Origin of the sequence: Catonella morbi ATCC 51271 (genome assembly GCF_000160035.2) — a bacterium.
In the GTDB taxonomy this organism is placed as follows: Bacteria; Bacillota; Clostridia; order Lachnospirales; family Lachnospiraceae; genus Catonella; species Catonella morbi.
In genome coordinates this window covers 636,790-658,203 of record NZ_KI535367.1, presented here as the reverse complement: position 1 = coordinate 658,203, position 21,414 = coordinate 636,790, and the positions used below count along the sequence as shown (strand labels likewise).

Annotated in this window: 13 protein-coding genes; 12 read left to right on the top strand and 1 reads right to left on the bottom strand. The window is 39.0% G+C overall.

Features of this window, described 5'->3' with window-relative positions:
• From GCWU000282_RS06480 to manA, 4 genes are read left to right on the top strand one after another with little or no spacing between them, the layout of a single operon-like run.
• The gene (locus GCWU000282_RS06480; protein ID WP_035039676.1) at nucleotides 1-768 is read left to right on the top strand and encodes a ParA family protein; all 768 of its coding nucleotides are present in this window, start codon (nucleotides 1-3) and stop codon (nucleotides 766-768) included.
• 27 nt (nucleotides 769-795) lie between these two features.
• Nucleotides 796-1,671 carry a ParB/RepB/Spo0J family partition protein gene (locus GCWU000282_RS06475; RefSeq protein WP_023354245.1) on the top strand — a complete coding sequence of 292 codons (876 nt, stop codon included), beginning with the start codon at nucleotides 796-798 and terminating at the stop codon, nucleotides 1,669-1,671.
• Nucleotides 1,672-1,691: 20 nt separating this feature from the next.
• Nucleotides 1,692-2,198 carry a DUF4446 family protein gene (locus GCWU000282_RS06470; protein ID WP_023354244.1) on the top strand — a complete coding sequence of 169 codons (507 nt, stop codon included), beginning with the start codon at nucleotides 1,692-1,694 and terminating at the stop codon, nucleotides 2,196-2,198.
• A gap of 8 nt (nucleotides 2,199-2,206) precedes the next feature.
• Nucleotides 2,207-3,178, top strand: coding sequence for a mannose-6-phosphate isomerase, class I (gene manA, locus GCWU000282_RS06465; protein WP_023354243.1), 972 nt, complete (start codon nucleotides 2,207-2,209; stop codon nucleotides 3,176-3,178).
• On the opposite strand, the gene GCWU000282_RS06460 is transcribed toward manA, so the two are convergent.
• Nucleotides 3,168-3,623, bottom strand: a complete 456-nt coding sequence (locus GCWU000282_RS06460; RefSeq protein WP_023354242.1) for a GAF domain-containing protein — start codon at nucleotides 3,621-3,623, stop codon at nucleotides 3,168-3,170. The genes manA and GCWU000282_RS06460 overlap by 11 nt on opposite strands.
• A 218-nt stretch (nucleotides 3,624-3,841) precedes the next feature.
• Here GCWU000282_RS06460 and GCWU000282_RS15860 point away from each other — a divergent pair, with 218 nt between their 5' ends.
• The 8 genes from GCWU000282_RS15860 to GCWU000282_RS06420 all read left to right on the top strand — a co-directional run bounded on the left by GCWU000282_RS15860 (nucleotide 3,842) and on the right by GCWU000282_RS06420 (nucleotide 21,118).
• Nucleotides 3,842-5,116, top strand: a complete 1,275-nt coding sequence (locus GCWU000282_RS15860; protein WP_023354241.1) for an LCP family protein — start codon at nucleotides 3,842-3,844, stop codon at nucleotides 5,114-5,116.
• Nucleotides 5,117-5,181: 65 nt separating this feature from the next.
• Nucleotides 5,182-6,780, top strand: coding sequence for a potassium/proton antiporter (locus GCWU000282_RS06450; protein WP_023354240.1), 1,599 nt, complete (start codon nucleotides 5,182-5,184; stop codon nucleotides 6,778-6,780).
• A 106-nt stretch (nucleotides 6,781-6,886) separates the two neighbouring features.
• Entirely contained in the window at nucleotides 6,887-8,371 is a 1,485-nt protein-coding gene (locus GCWU000282_RS06445) for a DUF1846 domain-containing protein (protein ID WP_023354239.1), read from the top strand.
• Between the two features lie 209 nt (nucleotides 8,372-8,580).
• Nucleotides 8,581-9,042, top strand: a complete 462-nt coding sequence (locus GCWU000282_RS06440) for an Hsp20/alpha crystallin family protein (RefSeq protein ID WP_023354238.1) — start codon at nucleotides 8,581-8,583, stop codon at nucleotides 9,040-9,042.
• 192 nt (nucleotides 9,043-9,234) lie between these two features.
• A complete protein-coding gene (locus tag GCWU000282_RS06435; protein ID WP_023354237.1) occupies nucleotides 9,235-9,594 on the top strand; it encodes a hypothetical protein in 360 nt (119 codons plus the stop codon).
• 23 nt (nucleotides 9,595-9,617) lie between these two features.
• Entirely contained in the window at nucleotides 9,618-10,448 is an 831-nt protein-coding gene (locus GCWU000282_RS06430; protein ID WP_023354236.1) for a PilZ domain-containing protein, read from the top strand.
• A gap of 487 nt (nucleotides 10,449-10,935) precedes the next feature.
• On the top strand, nucleotides 10,936-15,402 hold the full coding sequence (locus GCWU000282_RS06425; RefSeq protein WP_023354235.1) for a SpaA isopeptide-forming pilin-related protein: 4,467 nt from the start codon (nucleotides 10,936-10,938) through the stop codon (nucleotides 15,400-15,402).
• Between the two features lie 412 nt (nucleotides 15,403-15,814).
• Nucleotides 15,815-21,118: an MSCRAMM family protein gene (locus GCWU000282_RS06420; protein WP_023354234.1), complete on the top strand. Its 5,304-nt coding sequence runs from the start codon at nucleotides 15,815-15,817 to the stop codon at nucleotides 21,116-21,118.
• Nucleotides 21,119-21,414 lie beyond the last annotated feature (296 nt).

The following is a 21,414-nucleotide window of genomic DNA, read 5'->3' as shown; positions in this document are numbered from 1 at the left end:
ATGGGGAGAGTAATTGCGGTAGCAAACCAAAAAGGTGGTGTGGGGAAAACAACCACAGTGATTAACCTGTCAGCCTGCCTTGCTGAAAAAGGGAAGAAGGTTCTGGTAATTGACATAGATCCGCAGGGAAATACTTCAAGCGGACTTGGAGTGGATAAAAACAATGCAGAGAATACAGTTTACGAGCTTTTGCTTGGGGAATGTGAGCTTAAGGACTGCATAGTGGAAAATGTATATGACGGGCTTTCTATAGTGCCTGCCAATGTGAATCTTGCAGGGGCAGAGATAGAACTTATAGGAATACCTGACCAGCACTATATTCTTAAGAAACATATTGAAACAATGAGAGCGGATTATGACTTTATCATCATAGACTGCCCCCCTTCATTAAATACACTTACCGTAAATGCAATGTCGGCGGCAGATTCGGTGCTTGTGCCTATTCAGTGCGAGTACTATGCACTTGAAGGGCTTAGCCAGCTCATACATACCATAGAGCTTGTAAAAGCCAGGATGAATGAAGGGCTTTACATCGAGGGCGTGGTTTTTACCATGTATGATGCACGTACCAACCTTTCGCTTCAGGTGGTTGAGAATGTAAAGGATACGTTGAAACAGAATATTTACAAGACGATAATTCCAAGAAATGTAAGGCTTGCAGAATCGCCAAGCCACGGAGTGCCAATCAATATCTATGATCCCAAATCGGCAGGGGCAGAAGGCTACAGGGCTCTGGCAGATGAGGTTATAGAAAGTGGTGAGGACTGATATTTACAGTAAAGAAAGAGGAAGAAAATGGCAATGAAAAAAGGTTTGGGCAAGGGGCTTGACTCAATGATTCCTGAGAAAAAGACAAAGGCGGAAATGAAGGAAGCTCAGGATAAATCCCTTGCAGAGATAAAAATATCCGAAATAGATCCCAATATGGGACAGCCCAGGAAAAAATTTGATGAAGACGAGCTTTTAGAACTTGCCGAGTCGATTAAAATACATGGGGTAATTCAGCCTATAATTCTTACAAAAAGAGGAAAACGCTACGAAATAATAGCGGGGGAAAGGCGTTGGAGGGCTTCCAAGCTTGCCGGGCTTGTTAAGATTCCTGCCGTAATAAGGGAATATACGGACAAAGAAATAATGGAAGTTTCTCTTATTGAAAATATCCAGCGTCAGGACTTAAATCCTATAGAAGAAGCTACTGCTTTTAAAAATCTGATAGATGAGTATAAGATGAAGCAGGATGATCTTGCAGAAAGGGTATCAAAGAGTCGTTCTGCAATAACCAATGCTTTAAGGCTTCTTAAACTTGATGATAAGGTTAAGGCTATGCTTGCGGAAGGGCTTATTTCAACAGGGCATGCAAGAGCACTTTTAGCTGTGGAAGATAAGAACAAACAGCAGATACTTGCGACCAAAATCTTTGACGAGAAATTAAGCGTAAGAGAGACGGAGAAGCTGGTTAAACAAATTCCGGAGAACAAAGAGCCTAAGAAGGAGGAGAAGTCTTCCGAAAAGCTTATCTATAAAAAGCTTGAAGACAGCCTTAAGAGTATAATAGGCAGTAAGGTAAGTATAAAGGGCAGAGACAACGGCAAGGGAAAGATTGAAATAGACTATTATTCCATAGAGGAATTGGACAGAATAACAGAATTACTTTCCACTATAAAGAAATAAATTTTAAGAGGTAAAAAACAATGAACTTATTTGGCTATGATTTTATGGCAGAATATATAATTTTTGGTTTGGCAGGAATTGTATTACTGTTATTCATTTTTGATATCATTCAATTTGTAAAGATTTCAGGTCTTAAAAAAAGAATATATGACTTAACCGAGGGCAGCGAGGGCAGCCTGGAGGATAAGATAGCAGAGAAATTTGCACAGATTGCCGAAATTAGAGAGGCTCAGGACAAGAACAGCAGAGATATAGATATGATTTTTAGAAAACTCAAAAAAACATATCAAAAATCAGCAGTTTACAGATATGATTCTTTAGCGGATATGGGAGGCCGGTTAAGCTCTGTCATTGTAATGCTGGACGAGAAAAACAACGGCTTCCTTATCAATTCGGTTCACAGCACAACGGCGGGCACTTACACATATGTTAAAAAAATAACAGATGGAAAGACTGATGTGGAACTTGCCGAAGAAGAAAATGTAGCACTTGCGGAGGCTATGGGAACAAAGAGTAAAGCAAGATAGGAGAAAAAATGCAGCCATTATTTTTAAAACCGGTATTTAAGGAAATGATATGGGGAGGTTCAGCTCTCAGAGAGTTGTTTAACTATGACATTCCAAGTGATAATACAGGAGAATGCTGGGCAATAAGTGCTCATAAAAACGGCGACTGTATGGTGGCAACAAGGGAAGACTCAGACTATTCAGGAAAGACTCTGAGTGAACTTTGGAAAAATAACAAGGAACTTTGGGGAGAATCAGGAAAGGCTGAAGTATTCCCTCTTTTAACCAAGCTTATTTCCGCTGAAACAGACCTTTCCATACAGGTGCATCCTGATGATGAATATGCAAAAGCTCACGAAAACGGTTCACTTGGCAAGACCGAGTGCTGGTATGTAGTAGATGTAAAAGAAGGTGCAACCATAGTTATAGGACATAATGCAAAAGATAAAGAGGAGCTTGAAAAATACATCTCAGAGAAGAATTTTAAAGGACTTATCAGGGAAATTCCTGTTAAGAAGGGAGATTTCTTTTTCATTGAGCCGGGTACGGTACACGCAATAAAAGGCGGCACTGTTATCCTTGAAACCCAGCAAAACAGCGATATTACTTACAGGCTTTACGACTACGACAGACTTCAAAACGGTAAGCCGAGAGAACTTCATATTGATAAATGTCTGGATGTAATAACCTGTCCTTTTGAAAATGGGGAGCCTGCCCACAGAGAGGCTAAAACTTATGAGGATGGCTCTGTAGAAAGAAACCTGGTTGTCTGCTCTCTTTTTGAAGTGACTTATGTTAAGGTGGAGAAGTCAGTAAAACTTGCACAGGATACAGATTTCACCCTGGTAAGCGTACTGTCAGGTGAAGGCGAGCTTATCGGTAAAGACGGGAAAAAATATATAATAAAAAAGGGAGAACATTTTATTCTCCCTAACGGCTTCGGTGAGTATGAACTTAAAGGCAATATGGAACTGATTACTTCGGGTTGTGCTAACGGTTAAAAAGCTCTTCAATGACAGGCTGTAAAAGTAAGATACCTTCCTTGTCAGCTTCGGTAAAACGCCCTAAGCTTGGACTGTCGATGTCAAGAACAGCGACAGTCTTGCCTGTTTTATCGTGTAAAGGAAGCACTATTTCAGAGTTTGAGGCAGAATCACAGGCGATATGTCCGGGAAACTCATGTACATCCTTTACAAGCTGTACACTGTCGGTGGAAACAGCGGTTCCGCATACACCTTTTCCGACAGGGATGGTTACACAGGCAGGCTTGCCCTGAAACGGACCGAGTATCAGTTCATTTTCACAAAGCAGATAAAATCCAACCCAGTTGATATCGGAAAGTTCCATATTTAACAGGGCGGACACATTGGAAAGATTGGCTGTCAGGTTTTTAACATCCGAGGTAAGCGCCTCTATTTCTTTAGAAATAAGTGAATAGTTTGTCATATATTCTCCTTTGAACAGAATTGATTTGATTAAGAATATCACAAATATTTATTGCTAACAAGAGGGAATAAATAAAGGGATTGTTTAATCTTTAACATAAAATTAAGAAAAGCTTAAACTTAGATTACTTGTAATTGATTGTCATTATGTTATATAATAAAGCGTATATTTTTTAAATTTCCTGGTAAATTAAGATGCAGTAAAGGAAGAAAATAAAAATGAGTAATGAAGATGAATTTTTGAAAGAAATACGTAACTCGCTCGCAGAGCAGGTTAAGAAAGAAATGGAAGAAAAACAAAAGGGTAACGGAAACAATATGGCGGATAAAAATAAAGCAAGGAAAAAGAAGAAAAAATTAAATATATTTCTAAAAATCCTAATAGTATTACTGGTTGTGATATTGGCAGGCGGCTCTTTTCTCGTATTCACAAAGCCGGGCAGAAAGATAATGACAAAGTTTGCGGTAGAGTGGGCTTTCGGCAGAATGAAAAAATCACCTGATAAGCCTGCGAAGAATGCTTCAGGCTCTGCAGTAAAGGAAGAAGAGAAGGAGGAAGAACAAGGGCTAAAGGTAGGTGAAATCACTGAAAACATTGACCTGTCAAAGATGTCTGATACCTTCAAGAATGCACTTCATCAGGATGGGGTTTACAACATCTTGCTTGTTGGTGTAGAGGCTATAGGTAATAAAAATGTAGCTTCGGGACGTACCGATTCTATTATGATAGCAACTATCAATACAAAGCAGAAAACGCTTGGACTTACCTCACTTATGAGAGACAGTTATGTGACTATACCCGGTTATTATGATACCAGAATAAATGCAGCTTTCGGGCTTGGCGGAATTGACCTTTTGTATGAGACCATAGCCTATAACTATGGACTTAGGCTTGACGGCTCGGCTATAGTCGGATTTGACACTTTTCAGAAGGTTATAGATGACCTTGGCGGAGTTGACATAGAGATTACTCCTGCCGAAGCTCAGTATCTGAATACTACAAATTATGTATCTAAAAAGTCAAACCGTACCTTAAAACCGGGTGTGAACCATATGAACGGTAATCAGGCACTTGGTTATGCCAGAGTGAGAAAGAGAGCTACCTTAGATGGTACAAACGATGATTTTGGCAGAACATCAAGACATAGAAGGGTTATGGCAGCCATATTTAAAGAGGTGAAGAAAAGTAATCCTGTAACCCTTGTTAAAATGCTCGATACGATATTCTCCCAGATACAAACTGATATAAAGAAGGATAATGCAAGCTCCTATCTTGCGGAAGTTCTGGAGCTTAGTTTAGACGGAGTACCTCTTGATAATTTAAGACTTCCTGAAGATGGTGCTTATCAGGGAAAATGGGTAGGAAAAGCTTTAGTTACGGCTCTTGACTGGCCGAAGACCAAAGAATCACTTGCTAACTTTGTATTTGGAAGTCATAAGAAGACTGCAACAGATTCAGCTATAAAAAAAGGTAAGAAAGCTAAAAATAAGTAGAAATTGATTATCAGACCGATGCAGGCTCTTGTCTGTGTCGGTTTTGCTATGGGAAAGGAGGAAGCATGGTAAATTTTTTAATGTTGTTTTCAATAGTAATTTTTGCCTGTGTCCTCCTTAACAGAGTATCTGCAAAACTCGGTATGCCGGTGCTGCTTGCTTTTATTTTCCTTGGTATGCTGCTTGGTTCTGACGGAATCTTTAGGATTCCTTTTGAAAACTATGAGTTTGCGGAGAATATCTGTTCCATAGCTCTTATTTTTATTATATTTTATGGCGGTTTTGGTACGGATTGGGAGCAGGCAAAGCCTGTAGCCATAAAGGCAGGACTTTTGTCAACCTTAGGAGTTGCACTTACCGCACTTATAACAGGTATTTTCTGCCACTATGTATTTGATATGAGCTGGGTTGCGGCACTTGCCATAGGCTCAATTATAGGCTCAACAGATGCGGCTTCGGTATTCTCCATACTGCGTTCAAGAAAACTGAATCTGAGGGATAATACCGCTTCTATGCTTGAATTGGAGAGCGGAAGTAATGATCCCATAGCGTACATGCTAACAGTATTATTTATACAAATGCTTCATAACAGTGAAGGTGCAAGCAATCCGTTGCTTATGGTACTCAGTCAGTTAGGTTTTGGTGTGCTGGTAGGAATTTTCTCGGCAGCTGTTGCGATTTGGATTTTGCAGAGAATGCTTCAGGAGGCAGATGGCTTTGATACCATTTTTGTATTCGGAGTTGCTGTTCTTTCTTATGCAGGTGCAGGGCTGATTGGAGGTAACGGCTATCTGAGTGCCTATATTACAGGTATCATAATGGGAAACAGCAGAATCAGGGATAAGAAGAATCTGGTGCATTTCTTTGACGGAACCACAAGCCTTATGCAGATGGTGATTTTCTTCCTTTTAGGGCTATTATCAAGTCCGTCAAAGCTTCCCGGGGTTGCCATACCTGCCATCTTGATATTCTTGTTTATGACCCTTGTATCAAGACCTATAGCTGTATTAGCCATCCTTGCTCCATTTAAGAGTAAACTCAATCAGATGGTTCTGGTGTCTTTTGCGGGGCTGAGAGGAGCAGCGTCAATAGTTTTTGCCATTATGGCGGTTCAGGGAGCCGACCTTGATGAAAACCTTTTTCATATTACATTTTTTATAGTATTATTGTCTATTCTCTTACAGGGAGCATTTTTACCTAAGGCTGCAAAAGCCCTTGACATGATAGATAACCAAAGTGACGTAATGAAGACATTTACGGACTATACCGAGGAAGTACCCGTACAGTTCATACAGTTTACCATGCCGGAGGGGCATCCGTGGTCGGGAAGAACGCTTACGGATATAGAAACTCCGCCCGAGACAATAATCGTATCTGTACAAAATGAAATGGGAACCAAGGTTCCGAATGGACAGACAGTATTAAATGTTGGAGACAAGGTAATACTTTCTGCTGTAGTGCCTGAACAGATGACGGGAACAATGTTGACGGAAATCCGTATAAATAAGTCGAGCAGCTATATAGGAAAGGCTATTTCCGAGATACCTACAGATGATGACACCTTGATTATACTCATAAAACGTGGGGATGACATTATTATTCCGAACGGAAACATTGTGTTGAATGAAGGCGATATTCTTGTAATGAACAGCGTGGTAAGTTAGGGTAGCCGCCTGATAAAATTTAGATTTATGAAGGCATAAATGCAGTGAAAATATATAGATAAGGGCATTGTAAAGTGCCCTGCAGGATAAGAAAAGAGGAAAAGGGATGTTTAAAACAGGTTTTGACAATGACAAGTATCTGAAAATGCAGTCTGAGAAGATAATGGAGAGAATAGCGGGCTTCGGCGGTAAGCTTTATATGGAGTTTGGCGGTAAACTTTTTGATGACCATCATGCTTCAAGAGTGCTTCCGGGCTTTAAGCCGGACAGTAAGATAAGGATGCTTACCCAGATAAGGGACGATGTAGAGGTAGTAGTGGTAATCAATTCTGCCGATATCGAGAAGAATAAGGTACGCGGAGACCTTGGAATAACTTATGATGTGGATGTACTCAGACTCATAGATGCATTCAGAAGCTACGGACTTTTTGTCGGAAGTGTGGTGCTTACAAAGTTTGAGGGACAGGAATGTGCCATAAGGTACCAGAAGAAACTTGAAGCACTTGGAATTAAGGTATACAGGCATTATCCGATAGCGGGTTATCCAAATGATGTACCTACTATTATAAGTGATGAAGGCTATGGTAAAAATGATTATATTGAAACAAAACATCCCCTTGTAGTAGTTACCGCACCGGGGCCGGGAAGCGGTAAGATGGCAGTCTGCCTCTCCCAGCTTTACCATGAGCATAAACATGGGGTGAAAGCGGGCTATGCCAAGTTTGAAACCTTCCCAATTTGGAATATTCCGCTTTCCCACCCTGTAAACCTTGCGTATGAAGCAGCTACGGCAGATCTGAGTGATGTAAATATGATAGACCCGTATCATCTGGAGGCCTACGGACTTAGTGCAGTAAATTATAACAGAGATGTGGCTGTTTTCCCTGTACTTAATGCTATGTTTGAAAAGATATACGGCTCATCTCCGTATAAGTCACCTACGGACATGGGAGTGAATATGGTAGGAAACTGTATCTTTGATGATGAGGCAGTTAAAGATGCAGCCAAACAGGAAATAATCAGACGTTATTTTAAGGAAAAATGTGAATTAAGGAAGGGAAATACCAGAGAAGAGGTAGTTGAAAAGCTTGAACTGCTTATGAAAAAGGCGGGTACGGGAGTACAGGACAGAAAGACAGTGGCGGCCGCCAATACCAAGGCTGAAGTAACGGGAGAGCCTGCCAGTGCGATTGAACTTGCCGATGGAAGTGTGGTTACGGGGAAAACCTCGGAACTTATGGGGGCAACTTCAGCTATGCTCCTTAATGCCCTTAAGAAGTTAGCAGGGCTTCCCGATGAGCTTCGTCTCATTTCACCAAGTGTAATCGAGCCTATACAACAGCTCAAAATAAAGCACCTTGGCAACCACAATCCAAACTTGCATATAGCAGAAATGTTAATCGCACTCACTATCTGCGCGGGAACTGATGAAAATGCGGCTAAAGTGGTTGCAAAACTCGACGAGCTTAAAGGCTGTGAGGCACATTCGTCGGTTATTCTATCAAGTGAGGATCAGCGTACATTGGCAAAACTTGGAATAAATCTAACCTGCGAGCCAAAGTACCAGACAAAGAAGTTATTTCACAACTGATGATATAAAAAAACACAAAATAATTAGCACTCACCTCTTGACAGTGCTAAAAAATAGTGCTATAACATAGACAGAACAAAGGAAGGGAATGAAAGAGAACGAAAAGAGTTCCCGAATATTCCTAAACATCCCAGTTCCAAGGAAACAAGGTAAACAAGCATGAGGCATTCACGAGAACGTGGATGCGTAAAGAAAAGGAGAGATGATTTATGTTGATGCCTAGTATTTTTGGAGAGAATTTGTTTGATGATTTTTTTGGAGGTTTTCCATTCTACGATGACCGCGATATGCAGAAAGTCGAGAAGAAATTATATGGTAAACATGCCGGACGTGTCATGAAGACCGATATCAAGGAAATGGATAACGGATACGAGTTAGAGATTGATCTGCCCGGATTTAGCAAGGATGAGGTCAAGGCTTCCTTAGAGAATGGTTATCTGACTATCAGTGCCGAGAAGGGACTCAACAAGGAAGAGAAGGAGAAAGAGACCGGACACTACATCCGCAAGGAGCGTTATGCCGGTGCCTGCTCAAGAAGTTTCTATGTTGGCGACGGCGTAAAGCAGGAGGATATCAAAGGCGAATTTAAGCATGGTATCTTAAAGATGTTTGTTCCGAAGAAGGAAGCAAAACCGGCAGTTGAAGAAAATAAATACATTGCCATCGAATAATTAAGATGACGGACGAATGAAAAAAGGTGTAGAAAGATGGCAGACAAGAACCCGGTTGGTTCTCTTATGAGAGCCGGCTGGGTTCTTTTTTCGCAAATTTTTGGGATATAAAAAACTTATACTTGTAATATCTTTGACATAAGTGTATGCTAAGATAGTATCATTAATAAATTTTAGGAGGATATTAAAATTATGGCTAAAGAATTAGGAGCAGAGAGCTTTGCATTAGATATGGAGTTTCTCATAGGAGAATATGAGAAAAAACTTGCTGAGGAAGATACAGAGGAAGGAAAGAAGCGCCTCACTGAACTGCTTGAGGCTTGCAAGTCTGTGAACGGAAAGAGTCTTTCAGATTTACTTACACTTGTGGATACAGGTGCTTTTAATAATGTTATTTCAGCATATTGCATGAAGGCTATGCAGGAACTTGGAAAATCTGATAATGAATGTGAAGAAGTACTTGAAAAGCTTAACGAGCTTTATGATTATGATGCTGACAGCGTTGTAATTCCAATGCTTACAGTAGAGACTGAGGAAGACGAAGAAAAATAATCTCTATATTATGCGAGGACCGGATGTTTATTGATCAGTTAATAGAAGGCTGTGAGCTAAGGCTCACAGCATGTTTTGGGGCTAAAACGGCTGAATTTACGTCCAAAGTAGCCGGAATCTATTATCCTAATGATAGAAACGAAATTTCTGATTTTTTGGAAAAAAATCAAATCAGATTTTCAAAATACATAGTTTCTGAAATGTTTACTTTTAACGGTAGGCCGCTAAACTTTGATAATGATGAAATAGTCTGCAACCTCATGGGAATTCAGGATTCAAAGCCATACGAATGGATGGAGGTAAAGGTTTACAGGATTAATTTAGGTAAATACGGACCTGCACATCTGATAGTTTCGGATAATGATGTACAGCCCTTTAATAGAAGAAACAGCTTTAGGGTATCTGTGACAAATGACTGTTACATAAAGTTTAGAAATGAAGAAGCACTGAATAAGGCAACTATCAGAGATGTCAGCTCAGTAGGCATTGGGATTTCCGTACCCAAGTATATCTTTGTTGAGCCCGGAGATAACATTCTTATTACGTTTTCGGATTATTGTAAAATGTTTAAAACAAAGCAGGTAAGCAGAGCCCCTGAAAGCAAAATTGAAAAAGATATTGCAAGGTTTAAGAAACAGATTTCTCTTATAGAAGCCATTAATGGCGGCTCTTCGGATGAAAAAGGAGAAAAAGTCAACCAAAAGGTGGAATTTATTGTAAAAGCCATTGTGGTAAGGGTTGTTGATACAATTCAAAGAAGGACCATTGGCTGTAAATTTCTTGCTATCAATGAAGAGCTTAGCAAGTATGTAAATGAGAAACAGATGGAAAAGCGTAGGCTAAAACTGAAGTAATAATAAAATAATGAGGACTAATAATGACCGGTCAGCAGTAACAGTTGATTGGTCATTTTTATTGACAGGGAAATTTCTTTGAAATTCCCCTGTCAATAAAAAGCTCTCCGAGGGATCGCACTGCGGCGAAATTGTAGATGTCGCTTATGCGGCTCGCCGCAGGCGAAGAATCCTGTAAACAGGATTCTTTATTGTTAACCGGGAAATTCAATATCACGCAAAATCGAAACCGTTTCACGAATAATGAAATTTATCAAAAATATTGTTTTATGTAAAAATATTTGATATACGTATTGAGTTTTTGATAAAAATGCCGATAATAATGGTGTAATGATGTAATAATGCCTAAAAGATATAACAAATTATAAATTTTTTTTTGATTGCCAAGTTCTTTGTAACCTGATATACTCATTAATAAATCTAAGTTATAGGTATTATTGATAAAAATAGTAAAATAGTAACCATATTGAAGAGAAGGGAGAAAACTATGTGGAAGAAAATTAAGGTTAAGCAGGCGGCTTTAAGCCTGTTACTGGTTTTGGGCTTTTTGCTTAGCGGCATTAAGCCGCTTGGCGCATTTGCTGAAAGTGGTAATGAAGGAAGGGATATGACTGACCTTTTAAAAGAAAAGAACCCTGTAATAAACATAATTACAAAGCAAGGGGGAATGGAACTTAATGCGAATGACTATATAGATTATACAGAACCTGTAAAAATAACCGCTAAAGATATAGTTATACCTTTAAAGGGTGATGCAGGCGGAGCCGCAATTCCGGAGGATAAATATATAAAGTCCGGAGATAAGGCGAACTTTGTTTTGGGCAGGGTTAAACTGCCTAACGGAGCAACTATAGCAGATACTGAAACCGATATTAAGTCCGGCAGTGGTGCTGTTATAGGAAAATTTGCCATTAAAAGAAAGCCTTTAACAGCAGGAGAAGAAGAGATAATTGCTGAACTTTCTTTTGCAAAAGACAAAGAGGATGAGTTCTTAAATCAATGGCGTAATATGAAAATAAGCGTCTGGGCTGAACTTGAATTAAAAAATATGCAGAATCCTCCTAAAGCGGGAGATCCTGAACAGAGCATTGAGCTTTTCGGCAAGACGTTTAAACTGAGAGAAGAGAAACTCAAAGCAGAAATGACAAAGTCCGGTAAGGTAGACTACAATAAAGCACAGATTAACTGGACTGTTACCATAGAGGGCAAAGGCCTGAAATCAGGGCAGAGCTTCGGAAGCCTTGCAGGATACAAATTTGTGGATGACCTCTACGATATGGGACATAAAAACGCAAATAACCATGTCGAGAATCCATATGTAGCAGGCAGTTTTAAGATTAAGGATAAAAACGGAAGCCTATTATATTCAGGTGCACCAAACATCTTAAACAGAAATCATGAAGCTGACAGTACAGGTACTGTTATATCCTATGCAATTCCTACAGGAGCCTCTGATACTGTTACAGTAGAGTTTACTACCCGGCTTAAGCCTTGGGATTTGGTTAACGGCACCACAAAGACAAACACGGCTGAGCTTTTTGACAAGATATCCGATAAAAATAGAGTAGGCAAAGCTTCTGCTACAGTGAATGTCATTGCAGACTGGGGTGCAAAAAAAATTGTTAAACAGCCTAACGGAAGTAGTCATTATGAAGACAGTAATTATTATTATGTTGACTGGGAAATAGTATTTAAGGGCACTGATAAAGAACTTAATAATGTTGTTATAGAGGATGAACCCCCATTTGATATATATAAACAGAGTCAGTTTGAATTTGTGAATGTAAAGCTTTCAAATGGGAACAGTGCAACAGGTACCTGGAATCTTTTGAAGGAATATGGTGAAGGTAAGCCGCTTCAGGTGCCTTCGGATCATAAGTACAAATTATCGGATTTGGGTATTCCTGTATTAAACGAGGATATAAAGCTTGAAATTAAGTCAAGAATATCCAAAGATGATGTGCCTGTACTTATGACATTTAAGAATATTGTAAAGATTGCCTTTGGCGATAACCAGGCATTAAACGGAGTTCTTTGGGCTCAGGTTGACTTAGGACCTCTCCATTCCATATTGAAGAATGTAAAGAACAGTAAAAAGGTAGATGGAAAAGATTATGTGGGCTATGAGAACACTTGGGAAGTAGGGGTTGAAAATGATGCAATTACCCCGGGCCAGACCTATGTTTATGATCCTATAATATACTCCAATTCTATTACCTCAAGTTCCGACCCAACCAAGTTTAAGGTTTTTAATAACGGAGTTGAAATAACTCTGCCATTGCAGGGAGGGAAAACTCTGGCCGATATCCTTAAAGGAACTATCACCAATATAAAACATAACGTATATGTCGATGGCAGTTTTGAAACAGGCACATTTAACGGTAATCCGCATAATATGGAGCTTACCAAATATGAACTGCGTTATAATAACGAACCTGTAGGTCATCTGCTTGCAATTAAACTTAATGAGCAGGTGAAAAATACTGACGGCACTGTAAAAGTTTTTGAGGATGGCAGCACCTGGAAGAAGTATAAGCAGACTTTTACTTTTAGAACTAAGATTACAAATTCTTTTATGCTTGTTCAGAGTCCTGACAGCCGTAATATGAATATTGCAGTTTTTGTAAGAACGGTTAAAAACAGTCAGGGTGTTGATAAACAGTGGATTACCTATGCAAATGCCTGGCCTTATTATAAGAGCAGGATGTTCAAAAAACAGGTATTAACCAATGATGCGGCTAAGAAGTTATCTGTCAGTAAAGAAGCGGCCAATGTGAACACCTCCGGTATAGCTACAGCTACAGACAGCAACGGTGCATTAAAGGATTCGTATAATAAGACAGACAGAACCATACTTTACAGACTGAGTGTAAATGCAGAAGGCATAAGAGGTATAGACGATTATATTGAAAATGTTTCTCTTCAGGATATAATGCCGAAAGGCTGGAAGTTTGACAAGATAGATGCGGAAGACTTCCTTATATACAAAGGAAAGACCTTACCTGACGGAAATACAGATGTTGATTTTGCAAGCAATGAAGCCTTTGTTGAGGCGGTAGGAAATCCTTTGCCTAAGACTGAATGGGAGCAGTTTCTTGCTTTTACAACAGAAAATGCTTCAGATAGTACAAAGGCAGTCTTCAAATTTAGCAAACTGAACGGACCTTATGTTATCCTGATTAAGGCAAGACTGACAGATGAAGGCTTATCAGGCCCTGATGGAAAGCTTTTAAATAAGGATGGCAATGTAACAAATAATGCGTCATTGCAATTGGGGCAGATGCGCAAAAATGACAGTCAGAAAGTTGCCTATGATACAAAATTCCTTTCTAAGATTTCCGGTGAAAATGTAGTAAACGGTTCTGTGAAAGACCTTACCTGGACGGTAGGATACTCACCATACAATCTGCCTGAGGCCACAAAGAATGAAGTAGCAAGACCGGGTGCGGATGTTGAGCTTGTGGATGTCTTAGGAAATGGTATGGAAATAAAGAAAGACGCAGAAGGAAATCTTTCTTTTGACAGAGGATATTATGTTCTTACAGAAAAGTGGGAAGATAATGGTGTGATAAAGGAAAAGACATATACAGACAATGAACTTAAGGCTGAGAATGTTATTTCCTATGACAAAATCACAAGGGAACTTAAGGTAAAGCTTAAGAACCCTATGCATGAATACAAGTTTTCTTATGTTACAACTCTTATAGTTAATCAGGGAGATGTTATAAGTAATACTGTTAAGATCGTGGTAAACGGACAGGCTAAACATGAAGAAGTAAAGCAGGTTTATACAGCTAAAAATTCAGGCGGAATAGGAAACTGGGATAATATTAAGAAAACTGATGTACATATCTACAAGGTTAGTTCACAGGGAGCGCTTATAGCGGGAGCTGAATTTGAACTTACAAGACCTGACAATCCTCAGTTTAAGCAGAAGTCAGTGGCTCAGACACCCGATAACGGCAAGCTTACATTTAAGGATTTATTTCCGGGAACATATACATTAAAGGAGACCAAGGCTCCTACAGGTTATGTTCAAAATGATAAGACCTATACCTTTGAGGTTAAGAAAAATGAGGATGGTTTCATAGTATCCTTTGTTGACATAAAAGGTGAGCTTGAAAAAGTTGATGATGTTCTTGGATTAAGAGTATATAACTACAGAACTGATGAAAAGACAGATTTAGAGGTATTTAAGGCAGATAAGGCTGATAAGACAAAGCTCCTTAAGGGGGCAGAGTTTAGGCTTACACTGAAAGGTCAGGGAGGCAATTCAGATCTGCTTATTGAAAGCGGAGCAGCTACTAATGCTGAAGGTAAGCTTGTGTTCAAGAATCTCGTAGCCGGAACTTATATCTTGGAAGAGACCAAGGCTCCCGCAGACTACAAAGTTGTGAGCGGAGCAGGTTTTAAGTTTGAGTTTACGGTAACACCGGGTGCAGTTAATGCTGCGGATAAGCTTGCTCTTGTTACAACAGATGATAATAAATCTAAGATAAGCATATCAGGTGGAGCGATTGTGGTAGTTAACGAGAAGGAAATACCAACTAATCCTAATCCAAATACAAATCCGGGGCCGGTAGTACCACCAAGTCCAAGTCCGAATCCGGATCCTTCAACGGTGACTGATACCCCGACTCCGGAGGGAGAACTTCCAAGATATCCTGAAAATAACTTCCCGGATCCAAATGATCCAAACAGTCCGGATGAGTTTGTAGCGGTTGATGAGCAGGGAACTCCAAAGGGTAAATATGTAAAGAGGAAGACACCTGAGGGAGATGAAGAGTATATCAAAGTAAATGAGGATAATACTCCTAAGAGCGTGAAATCTGATAAGAATAAACTTCCTAAGACCGGCGGTTCAAATACAACGGTCTATTATGCGGGAGGAGCTATGTTCTTCCTGCTTGCGGCAGGTTTTGTGGTTGTAAGAAGAAAAAAGTACAATAATTAATCTGTATCGACTTCACAAAACGCAATGTTCAAGTTGGATTAATACAAAATAACTGAAGTTTAAAAGAAATGAGCTGTTGTTGCAACGAAAAATGTTATGACAACAGCTCATTTTTCCTATATAGTGGGATGAAATGTCTAAAAATTCATCTTCACGAAATACGAATTAGAATAAAAATATTTAAATTATGCAGAATATTATTAATTGATAATTAGATTTTTGATAAAAATGGTGAGAATATTCATAAAATCATGTTGTTGTGCATAAAATAATGAGGAATTTCCTTGGGATTTTCTAATTGCTATCTGTGATATAACCTGATATAATCATTATATATGCATTAATATATTCTGTTTATATACTATGAAGGCAATGTGGAATTGCCGACATATTCTAAGAAAAGGAGAGACTTATGAGGAAAAACGTCAAATTTAAAACGGGGATGTTAAGCCTGCTGCTTGTTATTGGTCTTGTTCTGGCCAATTTCAGCTCACTTGGCGCTTGGGCGGAAGATGCCATAATAGGAATTACAGAGCAGGGAAACGGTGGAGGACAGAATACCTCTCCGGCAGCCGGCTCTGACGGGAATGGCGGGTTTACACAGGATTTGCTTAATATGGCTCTGAATGCAAGAGCAAATAAAGATGTTGAGCCACTCATACATGACAGTATTACAACTACCTTAGTACAGAACGGAAATGTTGTCGGTGATAGCACCGAGATAGATTTAAAACTTCCTGTATCTGTAACTTTAAAATTTAAAATACCTGTTATAGGTGATTTTAAGGATGTGGATCCTTCTACGCTGGATGAAAATAAGTATGTTATCAGCGGTGACTTTGCAAAGATTATGCTTGGTTCAGGTATAAAACTGAAATCAGGTGAATCTTATAATTTTGTTGTTAAAGATATTGAAGGCTTAAAGATAGGCTTGGCAACCTTCAAGGAAGAAAGCGGAAAGGTTGTAGTTGATTTTAAGTTTGAAGGCGATACTATATACAACGGTGAAAGACATGCTGTAGAAGCTGAAGTTGCGGCTAATTTTGCGCTTGATGAGAATGCTGTAACTCAGAAGCCTAACGGTGACAAGGTAATAGACATATTGGGAAAGACCTATAATCTGGTGAAGCCTTCAAGTTCGGTTCAAGTTAAAAAAACCGGAGTTGTAAATGTTAATAGCCCAAGCGTTACTTGGACTGTTGTTGTAACAAGAAATGGGGCTAGTCTTGACGGATATAAATTCTCCGATGATTTAAAAAACGTAGGAGAATATAAGAGCGGAACCTTAAAAGTTAACGGAAATGCCGTAAGCGGTGATGTCTATAATGCTGCAAGCAAACTGCTCTCCTATACATTTCCTGCAACAGGCGCTAATACTGCTACTCTTACCTTTGACACCAAACTTACAGAGGAAGAGTTTAGAAAAACCGTAAAAGATAATAAGGCTATAGTAAATAATGAGCAGAATGTGTATGCCGGAAGTGATACATATCGTCTGAACTGGGATGGTAACTGGGGTAAAAAGACAGCAAAGTTTTATAACGGAGTTCAGTATGAAAAGAGAACTGACGGCTACCATATAGTTTGGGAAGTTGAATTTAATCATAATAGTTATGCCTTAAATGATGTTCGTATGACTGACACTTTGAAGAAAGATAAACTGGAAAACTTCCAGCTAAAATTTGTATCCGCAAAACTTGAAAAGAAGGTGGGAAACAGCTGGGAGTTTGTAAAGAATCTTCCTGCTCCGTCAACAACTCAGAATGCATATCAAATAGGTAATATAGATTATCCTGTAAGAGTCAGCATAGACACCAGAGCAGAAGGAATAAACGGAAATAATGATATTGTAGGAAGAGTCGATTTTGATAACTATGCCGTTATGCATTGGGGTACTGATGCCAAACTTGGGTTTTACCACTCATTAAAGGTCGGTGAAGGTGCTCTCATAACCAAAGTAGCTAAGAGAGATAACGGCTCTACCAATTTTGACCAGCAGTGGGACATAGAAGTAAAAAAGAGTAGTTTATTTGATAATAGTACCTATGCTTATGATGCATTCATTTTTGATCCTGATGTTAATATTGAAAAAATCAGAAATGGCAGCATTGTTTTAGCTATTAAGGATGACAACGGAACTGAGGTAAATACACAATCACTTGTTGAAGTGAGAAAATTAATTCCTGACCAGTCCAGATTTAATAAACTCTTGGACAACGGATTTACTTCAGTAACTCCGGCTAATCTAAGCCACAAAACCTACAAAATTTACAGGAAAGACACAAACAAATATATCGGAGACTTAGTTGAAGTTTGGGGCTTTGATAAAAATATTGACAACAAGTTCAGTATAAAGTCAAGATTAATAACTCCTCTGCTTCTTACAAAGTATTCTGAGGCAAGTTATAACAAGGCTTACCTCGTACATAATAATAATATAATAGATAATGCACCATACTGGGTTGCATTTAGAAGCAGGATGTTAGAGAAGCAGGCATTAACTGTTGATACAGCTAAGAAGCTTGCAGCAAATAACTATGATTTTAATGTTGTAAACGAAAATGTTTATGATTCGACTGCTAAGAAAGTTATTAATAATAAGGATAAAGCATATAACAGGGCTGACAGATCCATTATTTACAGAATCAGTGTGAATGCGGCCAATATTCATGATATAAGTGAATATATCGGAGATACTGTAATAAAAGACAGTCTTCCTGCCGGTTGGGAATTTACAGAAATAAAAGATTCTAAAAAATACCTGGTTTATGAAGGTGAATCTTTTTCAGGTAATGTCTATGCTTTGGAAGGTGCGGTAAAGGCTGTAAAGGCTTATGAAGAGCCTACGGATTTTACAGCCGCAGTAAGCGGAAGAGATGCTAAATTTACTTTTGAGAAGTTAAATAAGCCTTATGTAATCCTCTTAAAAGCAAAGATGACCAATCCTGCCGCATTTGCAAACAAGGTAGGAACCATTCCTAATACAGCTTATTTAACAATAAAAGGAAACAGCATAGGAAGTTCACAGGATGTTATCTACGATGAGGGTTCTCTTGATAAGATTCTTGATTCTACAAACATAAATAAGCAGTTCCTTACCTGGACAATAGAATATAAACCTTATACCTTCGAATCAAATGAAGATGCCTATCTTGAGGATAAACTCGGAAACGGACTTGAGATAAGAAGAAATAAGGATGATGGCAGCCTGTCATTCAGTAATGACAACTACAAGATGTTTGTAGGCCATGTAGGCAGTGACGGAAAGTTTGTAAAAGATGGAGAATTGTCGTTAGAAGACCTTAAGAGAAATCTTTCATATAATGAAACTGACAGAATCCTTAAAATTAAGTTGCCGGATAAGGAAAAAGCATATCAGGTTATATATATTACAGATGTATATAATCAGAGTGTCGGTGTAAGGGTTAATAATACGGTTACTCTTAAGCAGGGAAACAAAACTACCCATGTAGTAAAACCTAAAGAATACGTTATCGGATCAGGTTATGCAGGCGGAAGTTCACAGAAGTTTGTACAGTTTGTTCTCCATAAGACTAATGAGGACGGTACAAAGAACTTTAAGGATGTTAAGTTCAAGCTCACCTATCCTGAGGGACGTGAAGATATATTAACGACAGGTGCCGACGGAAAGGTAAAGAGTGAAAAACTTAATTATAACAAAGTTTATAAGCTTCAGGAAATAGAAGCTCCTACAGGCTACGAGAAGGACAACACAGTATATCAGATAAAGATGAATCAGCTTACAACAGGGTTTGAGACCGTTATTCTTAATCCGAGCTCTAATGTAAAAGTTGAAAATGATGAAATAGTTTTCAAGAATAAAAAGTGGTTAAGTAATCTTAAACTTGTTAAAGCAGATGCGGCCGATAAGAGCGAAACTACTTTGGCAGGATTATCTAAACGCTTAAACGGTGCTGAATTTACTCTGAGCCGTACCTTTAATAACGGTGTAAATCAGGTTCTTACACAGACAACAGCTAATGACGGTACCTTAACCTTTAGCGGACTTGAAGACGGCACTTACAAGTTAAAGGAAAAAGCGGCACCTGACGGATATGTGCCTTTAATCGGCAAAGAATATGAAATAACAGTTACAAGAGGGGCAATAGGTTCTGAAGTTGCTATTAAAGATGCTGATGCAAATAAGATAAAACTCCTTGATGATAACAAAACAGTTGCAGTCTTCAATGAGAAGGTGCTTGACTTTAAGCTTATTAAGGCATCATTGGCAGATAAGAATGCAGCTTCTGTGGGAGCTATTGTAAACCGCTTGCCGGGGGCTAAATTTAACCTTACATCTAAGTCAGACAACACAGTATCATACAGCGCAATAACAGATGCGAGAGGTGAGTGGATATTTAAGAATCTTAAAACCGGTGTTTACGAGCTGAAAGAAGAAGCGGCACCTAACGGTTACAATGCTTTAATGGGAACCTATGAAGTGGAAGTAACAGCTGCTGCCGTTAATATATTAAACGGAAACGCTAACCAAATAAAGAAACTCGGAGATACAACTGCTGTAGTATTTAATGAGAAACAGGTAGATTCTTTTGACCTTGATCTTGTTAAAGCTGATATATCGGACAGAAATGCTAATGATTTATCTGCTATAAACCATCGTCTTGATGATGCTAAATTCAGCCTCGTATTAAAAGCTAATCCTGCGGTATCACGCAGTGCTGTTACAGTAAACGGTAAGCTTAAATTTACGGGAGTTGAAGAAGGAGTTTATACTCTTAAAGAAGTAAAGGCTCCGACCGGTTATGCATCTCTTATGGACGAATATGAAATAACTGTTACACCTCGTGCAGTACTTGGAACAAAAGTTGCAATCCAAAATGCAAATAATAACGTGATAAAAACTTTTGGTGATACAATTGTAGTATTCAATGAGAAGCTTTATGATCTTAATCTTCTCAAAGCAGATTTGGATGTTAACAAAGATATAGTTACCAAGGGTGGTGTTACACTTGGAGCAATCAAGACTACGCTTAACGGTGCAAGATTCAGACTTACCCTTAAGGACAATAATGCAGTATCTTACGTTGCCGTAACAGGAGATAACAACGCTCCTCAGGGCAGTACTAAATTTGCCGGACTCAAGTCGGGTACTTATGTACTTACGGAAGAAGCTGCTCCGAGCGGATATGATTCAGTGACTAACAGTTATACAATAGTGGTAACTGCAAGTGCAGTTGGTTCAGTGTTTGAAATTAAAGATCCAAGGGCAGGAGAGATAAGAGAATTGGATAAGACTGTTGTAGTATTCAACAAGAAACGTCCGGGAACTCCTGCAATTCCGGGACCGGGGCCAAATCCTAATCCAAATCCAAACCCTAACCCAAATCCAAACACGCCAACGCCTAATACACCAACCCCTGGGGGAGAACTTCCAAGATACCCTCAGAACGACTTCCCGGATCCTAACGACCCTGAGAGTCCTGATGAGTTGGTTGCGGTAGATGACGATGGAACTCCACAGGGTAAATATATAAAGAAAAAGAAACCTAACGGAGATAACGAGTACATCAAGGTAAGCGATGATGACACTCCACAGGGTGTAAAACCTGCAAAGAATAAACTTCCTAAGACAGGCGGTTCGGACAACACAGTCTACTATATAGGCGGTGCGGTACTTCTGTTACTTGCAGCAGGAGCTGTGGTTATAAGAAGGAAGAAAAAGTTAGAGAAGTAACCGGTTTTAGATTGAAGAATAAAATCTTGGTTGCCTGACTGATATAATTTAATATTAGAATCTGAAAGGGTTGCACTGTAACGATTTATGTTATGGTGCAATCCTTTTTTATGTAATATGAAATTTCTCCAAATTTCCTATTAAACAATAAACCTCTCCGAGGGAGGCTAAGCTTTCCGCAGGGAAGTTTGTCTTACGGCACCGCTCGCAAGCGAAGTGCATACAGGCACATACTTTTTATAAAGATTGATTTTCTGTAGGAAAATTAGTATTTAAGGGTAAAACTAAAAATATTC

What these genes read in the sequence shown, in the direction of transcription:
- GCWU000282_RS06480 (WP_035039676.1), top strand. Translation starts at nt 1, where the DNA reads ATGGGGAGAGTAATTGCGGTAGCAAACCAAAAAGGTGGTGTGGGGAAA.
- GCWU000282_RS06475 (WP_023354245.1), top strand. Translation starts at nt 796, where the DNA reads ATGGCAATGAAAAAAGGTTTGGGCAAGGGGCTTGACTCAATGATTCCT.
- GCWU000282_RS06470 (WP_023354244.1), top strand. Translation starts at nt 1,692, where the DNA reads ATGAACTTATTTGGCTATGATTTTATGGCAGAATATATAATTTTTGGT.
- manA (WP_023354243.1), top strand. Translation starts at nt 2,207, where the DNA reads ATGCAGCCATTATTTTTAAAACCGGTATTTAAGGAAATGATATGGGGA.
- GCWU000282_RS06460 (WP_023354242.1), bottom strand. Translation starts at nt 3,623, where the DNA reads ATGACAAACTATTCACTTATTTCTAAAGAAATAGAGGCGCTTACCTCG.
- GCWU000282_RS15860 (WP_023354241.1), top strand. Translation starts at nt 3,842, where the DNA reads ATGAGTAATGAAGATGAATTTTTGAAAGAAATACGTAACTCGCTCGCA.
- GCWU000282_RS06450 (WP_023354240.1), top strand. Translation starts at nt 5,182, where the DNA reads ATGGTAAATTTTTTAATGTTGTTTTCAATAGTAATTTTTGCCTGTGTC.
- GCWU000282_RS06445 (WP_023354239.1), top strand. Translation starts at nt 6,887, where the DNA reads ATGTTTAAAACAGGTTTTGACAATGACAAGTATCTGAAAATGCAGTCT.
- GCWU000282_RS06440 (WP_023354238.1), top strand. Translation starts at nt 8,581, where the DNA reads ATGTTGATGCCTAGTATTTTTGGAGAGAATTTGTTTGATGATTTTTTT.
- GCWU000282_RS06435 (WP_023354237.1), top strand. Translation starts at nt 9,235, where the DNA reads ATGGCTAAAGAATTAGGAGCAGAGAGCTTTGCATTAGATATGGAGTTT.
- GCWU000282_RS06430 (WP_023354236.1), top strand. Translation starts at nt 9,618, where the DNA reads ATGTTTATTGATCAGTTAATAGAAGGCTGTGAGCTAAGGCTCACAGCA.
- GCWU000282_RS06425 (WP_023354235.1), top strand. Translation starts at nt 10,936, where the DNA reads ATGTGGAAGAAAATTAAGGTTAAGCAGGCGGCTTTAAGCCTGTTACTG.
- GCWU000282_RS06420 (WP_023354234.1), top strand. Translation starts at nt 15,815, where the DNA reads ATGAGGAAAAACGTCAAATTTAAAACGGGGATGTTAAGCCTGCTGCTT.